The following is a 9,050-nucleotide window of genomic DNA, read 5'->3' as shown; positions in this document are numbered from 1 at the left end:
GCGCAGCTTGCGCACCCAGTAGCCGAAGGTGGCATAGCGGAGGCCGTGTGCTTCGCAGTAGGCCTTCTGGGTCAGGTCCGATGCCTGCCAGGTGGTGACGTGGTCCTGCCAGAAAGTGGTGTCGGTCGGTGCCATGGGATTCTCCTGTGTTGTGGTGAGGCAGGAGAAAGTCTGTGGCAGGTGGTGATCAAGGAACAGGTGTCGATTCGTGGGCGCTTACGGTGGTCTGGAAGCTTGATCGCTTGGGACGAGACTTGAGGCACCTGGTTAATACAGTACAGGATTTAGCAGAACACGGTATTGGCTTTAAAGTGATTACGGGTCAGGGGGCCAACATTGATACCACCACCGCCTTGGGCAAACTGGCATTCGGGATACAAGCGTGTCTTCGGCCTCGTGATAGATTTTGGGACATCCCAGTCCCCAAAATCGACTCGGCCTTTGGCAACCTATTGGTGCCCCAGCCGTTCTGGTCACCAAGCACTACGCAACAACTTCGCAAGCTCGTTGCTGCTCCGTACTTGTCTCCCAATGACTGGACGCCGCGTTCGGATGCCTACTTTGCTTCCCCTCTGGCGCTATGCGCACGACGGGTAAGCAGTGCGGCCTCGCGGCTACTGGGGACTACCAGCCTTCACTTCGCTCTCCATAGCTGGTAGCGAGTGAAGAAAAGCGAGACGCAGAGTACCAAAGCACGGGCCGAGGATGGACCGACTCGTAGTAGTGATGAAGCGCCTGTAACGGGCGTGGAGCGAAGGGGCATAAAGAATCAGGAAGAGAAGCGCCAAGAGCAGTTAAGGTTGGCGGGACTCTGACAATAGCCCCTCCGGGGGCTTTCATCATACTACCCGCTCTGCGGGTAGTATTTGATTATTCATTTTTACGGACAAACCGGTTATTATCGCAGGTTAGAGTGGGTGAGTGAAATATGGCAACAGCAGAACAAATCAAGGCGCTTTTGAAAAGCCATGCGGATCGAGATGATCAGCGGTTCTACTCTATTGCCTTGCAAGTTGCCGCAAAAGAGGCTCGCCAGGGCCACCACAAACTCGCTAATGAGCTAAAGACCTTGGTAGATGGCTCTCAAAAGACCTCAAAGCTGGGTGTCGCGGCACAAAGCCCGACTCCGCTGAAGAAGCAGCCAGCAGGAGAACTGAAAGGCTTATTGGATTTGACTCCGGCTTCCGTTCGCAAAAACGAACTGGTACTGTCGGAGGATATAAGTACTCGTTTGGAGCAAGTTCTACTCGAGCAGCGACAAAAGGATAAATTGTCTCAGTTTGGTCTTCTTCCCCGCCGTAAGTTGTTATTCACAGGCCCCCCTGGGACAGGAAAGACCATGTCTGCTGCAGCTCTAGCCACTGAGCTCAAGTTACCTCTTTATACAGTAGTGTATGACAGTTTAATTACTCGTTTTATGGGAGAAACGGCAGCAAAACTCCGTTTGATTTTTGATCATATCAAACAGACAAGGGCCGTTTATCTGTTTGACGAGTTTGATGCGATTGGTACACAACGGGGCGCACAGAATGATGTGGGAGAAATAAGGCGAGTACTGAATTCTTTTCTCCTATTTGTTGAGCAAGACGCCTCAGAAAGCATCATCGTTGCAGCCACGAATCATCCTGAGTTACTGGACAAAGCGCTCTATCGCCGTTTTGATGACATCATACGCTTCGAGAAGCCTGGTCAAGAACAAATAAAGCAACTTGTCGAAAATCGACTGTCAATTTTCGATACGGAGCAATTGGCATGGGGTGAGATAAGTGCAGTCGCAAAAAACCTCAGTTCGGCTGAGATAACCAGGGCCTGTGAAGATGCTGCAAAAGAAGCGGTATTGAACAATAAAGAAATAATCACCTCTTCGTTGCTGATTAGGGCAATTGAACGTCGCCAAACAGGGAAAAAGTAAAACGAAATGCCGGAACGGAAGCCGCATATTCTCATCGAAGGCTTCGCAGATCGCGAGGATTTTAGTTCACGACGGCGGGGCCGAAACCCGGTCATTCCATTACAAGACCGGCATCAGCATGGTCAATCCATATCCGGGCAATATGCCAGTGTTATTCAAAGTTATGACGCACGGCGTGCCCAAGCTCCACCCCCAATTACTGAAGATGTCGGTATCTATGTAGAAATTGTCGGAATGCCTGACTGTGAGCTACCGCTCGACAGCCTTGATACATCTAGGGACTTCAAACTTCGTTCTTGCCGTAAGGTAGATGACCATGAAGTCGCCGTCATTTTCGTGCCAGATTCTCGGCGTGGCATTTTCCAGGGCAAACTCGAGCAGTACCTTGATCCTGATAAAGATGGCAAAGGTGGCCCGAGAAATCACAACCTCGTTGACAGTATTGCCGAAATAAAACTCGCTGACCTGCAGTCGTTCTGGACGGATGCGAGTGGTCTCTTTCCACAGGATGAGGACCAGGTTGTCTGGTGGGAACTCTGGCTGAAAAAACAGCCAGGTGTAGAGGAGCCATTACATATCCTGTTGCAATTGGCTGAGCGTATCGGTGCACAACTAGGCAATACATCCTTGACGTTCTTCGATAGTACGGTTGTCTTGATCAGAACGTCAGCTCGACAACTTTCACCTGCACCGGAATTGATAGCAAATCTCGAAGAACTGAGACGGGCGAAGGAGACGCCCAATGTCTTGCTCAGATCTTCTCCGAAGGAACAATATCAATGGGTAGAAGACCTCAATGGTCGCGTGCAACTCAATGCTGACATCTCCACGGCCATTACCATTCTTGATACTGGGGTCAACTACAATCACCCAGTGATCGGAAATTTCTGCAACGAGGAAAGTGCAGAACGATGGGATCCTACGTGGCCTAGATATGATAACCACGATCCGACAAACGCTTTCGCACCCTATAACGACCATGGTTCGAAGCAAGCAGGTTTAGCGGTCTTTGGAGACTTGCATGAGGCCTTAATGAGTCACGATCCAATTGTAGTGGATCATCGAATCGAGTCTGCCCGGATTCTTCCTCCAACAGGCAACAACGATCCTGAGCTTTATGGCGCCATTACCGTTCGCACAGCGGAGAAACTTGCTATCGATAGGCCCGACTGGAAGCGTGTTTACTCTCTGGCAATCACCTCTGAACCTGAGGCGTTGGGAGGGCAACCATCTTCCTGGTCTGCCGAGATTGATGATTTTTCTTTCGCAATGGATGAGGCTGAATCTAGATTGTTTGTTATCTCTGCAGGTAACAATGCCCATGTAGCACCTCAGCCAGACTGCTGGGATCAAGTGAATTTGGCACAAATAGAGGACCCTGCTCAGTCATGGAATGCTCTGACCGTGGGGGCATATACAGAAAGAACGACAAATGATGATGCCGACTTCGATGGTTGGTCACCTCTTGCGGGGTTTGGCGACGTTGCACCATCTTCACGTTCGGCTGTCAGTTGGGGCTGGAGAAAACATGCTCCTTATAAGCCTGATGTTGTCGAGGAAGGAGGTAATCGTCTTCTCTCTCCGGATAGCACTGAAGTTACCGCTGCCGATGTTGTTTCCCTTCTGACAACCTCTGGAAAAACAACCGGACAACTTTTTGAAGCCAATGGAGATACGAGTGCCGCTTGTGCTTTGGTTTCTCGACAGGCAGCGATTCTGATGGCTGAGTACCCAGATTATTGGCCAGAGACAATTCGTGCGCTGATTGTGCATTCAGCCGAGTGGACTACTCGAATGTCCGAGAGACTCGGACTGCTATATGGTCAACACAGCCAGAAATTGGCAAAAGAAACCGTGCTGCGGACAGTGGGGCATGGTGTGCCGGATCTCGAACGTGCCCGTTATAGTGCGAATCATGCTTTAACGCTCATTGCACAAGATGAGTTGCAACCGTTCTTCAAAGAGCCTGATGCCAGCGCGTCAGTAGATCCCAAGCTGCACGAAATGCAGCTCTATCAGTTGCCTTGGCCTATCGAGGTGCTGCAACAGCTTCCTCCGGAGTTGGAGGTCAAGCTCAGGGTAACACTATCCTATTTCATTGAACCCAACCCTGGGCGAAGGGGTTACAGGAGGCGGTATAGCTACCAATCGCATGGATTACGCTTTGAAGTAATTCGGCCGGGGCAAACATTGGCCAATTTCAGAGCCTTTATTAACCAAAGGGCAAACGAGGAAACGGAAGACTACAGTGGTCCGGAAGGTGATAACGAAGGCTGGAAGCTCGGATCTCAGCTCCGCACCCGTGGTTCTCTTCATTCTGATACGTGGACCGGGTCAGCAGCTTCGCTTGCGGATATGCACACAATTGCAGTTTACCCGGTGGGAGGATGGTGGAAATATCGGACTGCGTTGGATCGCTGGCAAAATTCTGTTCGTTTCAGCCTTATCGTAAGTATCGATGTGCCCGATGAGAACGTCGATATCTATTCCGTTGTTGAAACCCAGATTGAGACGCAGGTAGAAATCGAAGTGTGATCACAACCGCGCTATTCGCCATATAGCGACTAACTCCAACCGTTACTCATTAGTTCGAGAAAATCCCTTCGTGACAATACCTCAGAACAATCCCGCCAGTCTTTTTCCGAGGGAGCCATTGTTGAGGTATAGCGAAGGTCAAAGCCGGTCGCTTCCTTCTGGGCATTAATATACTCGTCCATTTTTTCGCCCAGTGTTTCGATATCTTCGATCCACTCGTCCTTGATGGTGTCGGGAAGTGAGCCGAACAGGTTGTAGCGGTTGCACATTCGTTCAGAGAGGCGTTCATAGACCTTTTCATCAACGGTCTGCTCATTCACAAGATTCAACATATCGACCTTCTCACGCAACTGGCCGAATCGCTTGATGCGGCCAATGCGCTGCTCAAGCCGGGTTGGATTCCAGGGCAGGTCGATGTTGATCAATGCTCCAAGTGTTTGCAGGTTCAAGCCTTCACAGGCAGCATCAGTGGCCACCATGATGCTGGTCTCATGCTCGGCAACCATTTTCTTGAGTGTCTCACGCTCGATAGTGACACTGTCGCTTTTCTGATAGAGTCGGCTGCGTCCTGCACCTGCATACAGGCCGATAGCCTCATCGGGGTAGCGTGCCGCCAGTGAGTCGGCGACCCACTTGGCTGTATCGTAGTACTGGCTGAAGATGATGACGCCGTATTCACGCCATTTTTCCTTGTCGAGATAGTGGACGACTGCCTGCATCTTCGGGTCTTCCGAGATCTTTTCGAGCCGAACAATCATCCGTTCCAGCACGGAGCACCCTTCTGCGCTGTTTCCATCCTCGGCGAGTTGCAGTTCTATCTCCTGATCATCCTCTTCCAATTCGAGAGTTCTGCCCTCAAGCAGCATCCTGGCCGTATTCAAGCCGGCAACAATGCTGGAGCAAATCCGTTGTTCCATCAGGTTCTTCATGAATCCGCCGCCCTTGCCGCGTTTGGCCAGCGCCTTCCCAAATCGTCGGGCTTCTGCATAAGCCTCCCGGAAATCTTCGCTGGTTCGCAGTGCGTTGCCTTCGAACAGGGCATTGAACAGGTGGACTTCCTTTGCCAGATCACGATCAGGGTGAACATTAACACCAATTTTGGCTAACAGGCCTGAATCCTCAAGCGTTGATCGTTTGCGCAATACGATGTGACGCACCAGGGGGTTTTCCCGCTGAAAGAAGGTGGCGCCGGATAGTTTTCGTTGGAGTTCACCTTCGAGGTCTTCCCGCGTAATGTCGTCGAGATCGGTAAATGGGCTATTGGATTGCAACTTGGATTCGGTCAGACCCAGGTCCTGGCGTATCGCGCTATACAGCCGCCGGGCTCGTGGTTCCTGCGTGGAATTGACCAATGGTAGCGGCGATCTCAGCAGCTCCCAGGCAAAAGAAGGCTCTGTCACCGCCTGATCACCGGAAAGGATGGGCAAGACCTCTTGTGGGCGATGCCATTTGGCGAAGTCATTGCCTAGGACGAAACGTCCTTCGCCTTGGTGGAGGATGCCGATGAGATCCCACAGGTCATCAGGTCGTGTCTGTATGGGGGTGGCCGTGCCGAGCAGTACGTGATCCGATCGATCGGCAATCTCGCGTATGAAGGCGAGCAGCTCATTGGGTGATCCAGCGTCTTTGCCAAATCCCTGTCGGCTCCGGGCCTTGTGCGCTTCATCCAGAATAACCGTGCCGAATCGCAGGCCAAGCAGGTGTTGCTTCTCCAGGGAATTCCGCATCATCAGGCCAGTGGAGACAATCCCGATGCGTAGCGGACACTTGGCGATTTGCTCGCGCCCGGCGGGCGAGATGATTCGGTCTTCGTGGTCCAGCCAGACCTTTTTCTGGGTCTGCCAGCGGGCGCAGGGGATACCCAGCTTGTCGATCATCTCTGTTTGCCACTGCTCACACAGTGTGGCCGGAGCGAAGATGACGATAGGCCGTCGGGCTTTATGTTCCTTGTCGCTCAGCAAGCAGAGTGCCAGTGCCGCGGTGCCCATCGAGAGGGTTTTGCCAAGGCCGACTTCATCCGCCAGCAACAGGCGCACGATGCCGTGATTCTGATAATGACGAATGCACTCGGTAATGAAACCCTGTTGCCAGGGCTGTAGCGACAGGCCTTCCCGGTAGAGCGGTGACTCGATCAGCGCAGCGGGTACCAAGTCAGTGTCTTCATTGATCTCGTCAAACACCACTTCCCGGCGATAGCCACGGCGGCGCACCTCGCGAATCACCGCGCGCGGTAATTCTTTGGCTGCATTCCAGAGGAAGTTGAACTCCTCCTCAATCCAGGCGATGCCTTCCGTGGATTCATCTTCCCAGAGGATCTCATAATGACGCTGCCAGCCACTGCGAGTTTCGTTCATCGAGCCGATAAAGCCGAGTTTTTTACCGTCGGCCAGCTCGATAACGCCGGCCTTGCCGTGGAGAAAGCCACACACACTGTCCGGAGCGACTCGGACGGCCTGTCCATGCTTCTGCAGAAAATTGTCCAGGCGACGATAGCGATCTCGATTCAGCAACGCTTCGGTCTCGATGGCCTTTTCGTTCCAGCGGCCGATCATCTTGGACTCACGCAGCTGAGCAACTTTAAGGTCATCAGGGTGGATGTCGACGTTGCAAACAATCTTGACTTCAGGGATCGACTCGAGCAGTTCGTTTGCCACCTCGAATAATGAACTAGTGAAATACCCGGCGATTCGCTTGTAACTGCGCGCACCTTTCAGGTGTTGCAGCAGAAAGCTGCTGTCGAGTCGGTGAGTGCGAGAAGAGAAACGCCGGATCTGTCCTGAGTCCATTCGCAGCGCCTCCGTTATTGGCCGAGTGCACGCAGGTTACGCAGCCGTGCGCCTAACACCTCGGCGGCCTGCCGTACTTCATCTTCGGGCGCCATCTTCTCCATAAAGCTGAGCATATCGATCAGCAGGGGACGTACCTCCATAAAGTCCGGTAGCTCGGCCTGGAGTTGCCCAATCACCACCTGGGGTTCGGTTTCAGCCAGTAGCTGTTGCAGACCGATGATCAGGCGCCCCAGCCAGCTTGCACCCAGCTCTGTGCTTTCAGCGAGATCACGCGAGACAAAATCGGTGACATGCTTTAACTGCGCTTTGTTGGCGGTCATGCTGGCCATCACCTTGGTGTAGTCCACCACACGGAAGGCCTTGGCAAAATTCTGGTAGTTATCCAGCTTGGAGGTGCCGGTGCTCTCCATGTCCATCATGCGCAGGTAGAAGCGTTGGATACCGTTCAACTTGTGCCAGGTGTCCGGGGCGATGCCTTCCGGTACCAGCAGGCCGTTAGCCGCCTCGGCAGCCTGTTGGACGATCTCATCCACCACAGTTACCTCACCGCGCTGGCGAGGCCGCATGGCGAAGGCGGTGACATCTTCGCCACCGATCTGGGTATAGGCGGTCAACACCTTGAGGGCAGCGGCATAACCCGCCATCTGCAGGTCGGAATCGTTGAAGACAGGCTCACCCATCCTGTCTTTCGCCTCATCGTTGAGGTGCATCATGGTCTCGATCTGATGTTTTACCTCAGTGCGAACGGCGGGCAGAATGCGCTGTTTGAAACCGGCCCGGTCACCCGCAGCGCGCTTACGCAGCATCAGGATTACGGTGCCCTGAACGTAGCCGCCTTTCTTGAGTTCCGATGTGGTTTCGGTGGCGATATACCAGGCCGCGACGACCTGGAGACCAGCTGCCCAAAAAATGCCGATCATGTCTGACCAGACGCCTGTATCCTGATGCGTGAACATGACGCATTGCATGCCATCGTCAGGCATGTTTTCAGCCATGGCACGGTAGGCATCTATCATGCTCCGACGGAAATCGTCTCCAATACCCTTGATTGCTAATGCTCGACGAGAATCCCAGGTCCAATCCTTAAACTCCTCGGGCACATTCTTGCGCAGCCAGGCAATGAAGAACTCGGTAATTTCGTGGTAGTTCACCGCATCCGCGTAGGGAGGATCGGTGATCCACAAATTACATGCGAGGGATGGATTGTTAGCGGTTGCGTTTTCAATTATGTTATTGACCTTTGGTAGTGGCGAAATTGCAGTATCAATTTCGTAGGATTTCATCCACGCTGAAGATCTAACCGCATAATTGTAAAAAACATTAAATGCTTGGTTGTAAAAAATGTGGTTTGGATACCCAAGTCCGCCTTGGCCTGTATGCCATTGGCAGAGCTTTGCATTGTAGTTGAGCATCCTAGCTACAGCAATCCATCCTAATTCAGGATGCGTTGAGTTTCTCCATGCTCGAATAGTTTCAGCAAGTAACACTAACTGCCTAGGTGAGAATAAGTGGTGCCAGTGGGTCCAACCACGAGTTCGTATTGGCTCATCAGTTTTATCGCCAGGCTCAATCTCCATGTCAGGAGTGAGGCTCTCGTTCTGCCATCGGGCGAGATTTTCAGCAACGATACGTTCGACTTTCCGTTCACGCGCTAGATCGTCAGCTGTTACTCCACAGAAACAGGTGACCTGACGTGGCTCGTATATCGAGGCTTTGGTAATCCACTGGATGGCATAAAGGCGTTCCTGGAAGATGTCCTCGTCACGAGGAATGAAATCCAATTTCTCCCACTTTCTCAACCTATTGAGAGTATT

Annotated in this window: 4 protein-coding genes and 2 pseudogenes; 3 read left to right on the top strand and 3 right to left on the bottom strand. The window is 52.4% G+C overall.

What is annotated here, in order from left to right; all coding sequences use genetic code 11:
* Nucleotides 1-135, bottom strand: a 135-nt coding sequence (tnpA, locus tag ACOCD2_RS07325) for an IS66 family insertion sequence element accessory protein TnpA (protein WP_419601497.1), incomplete at its 3' end; no start/stop codon positions are given.
* Between the two features lie 86 nt (nt 136-221).
* On the opposite strand from tnpA, the pseudogene ACOCD2_RS07320 reads away from it, so the two are divergent.
* The 3 genes and pseudogenes from ACOCD2_RS07320 to ACOCD2_RS07310 form a co-directional block, all read left to right on the top strand.
* A pseudogene (locus tag ACOCD2_RS07320) lies at nt 222-404 on the top strand (recombinase family protein); the annotation flags it as partial.
* A 524-nt stretch (nt 405-928) separates the two neighbouring features.
* The gene (locus ACOCD2_RS07315) at nt 929-1,912 is read left to right on the top strand and encodes an AAA family ATPase (protein WP_293652859.1); all 984 of its coding nucleotides are present in this window, start codon (nt 929-931) and stop codon (nt 1,910-1,912) included.
* A gap of 6 nt (nt 1,913-1,918) precedes the next feature.
* A complete protein-coding gene (locus tag ACOCD2_RS07310) occupies nt 1,919-4,447 on the top strand; it encodes a S8 family peptidase (RefSeq protein WP_293687870.1) in 2,529 nt (842 codons plus the stop codon).
* Between the two features lie 29 nt (nt 4,448-4,476).
* Here ACOCD2_RS07310 and ACOCD2_RS07305 read toward each other — a convergent pair whose 3' ends face one another.
* On the bottom strand, nt 4,477-7,233 hold the full coding sequence (locus ACOCD2_RS07305; protein ID WP_296714232.1) for a phospholipase D-like domain-containing anti-phage protein: 2,757 nt from the start codon (nt 7,231-7,233) through the stop codon (nt 4,477-4,479).
* 14 nt (nt 7,234-7,247) lie between these two features.
* A pseudogene (locus ACOCD2_RS07300) lies at nt 7,248-9,050 on the bottom strand (DNA methylase); the annotation flags it as partial.

This window comes from Thiolapillus sp. (genome assembly GCF_048562965.1).
Lineage (GTDB): Bacteria > Pseudomonadota > Gammaproteobacteria > Chromatiales > Chromatiaceae > Thiolapillus > Thiolapillus brandeum_A.
Note: the sequence above shows the minus strand (reverse complement) of the source record. Positions and strands in the feature narration are given on the sequence as shown.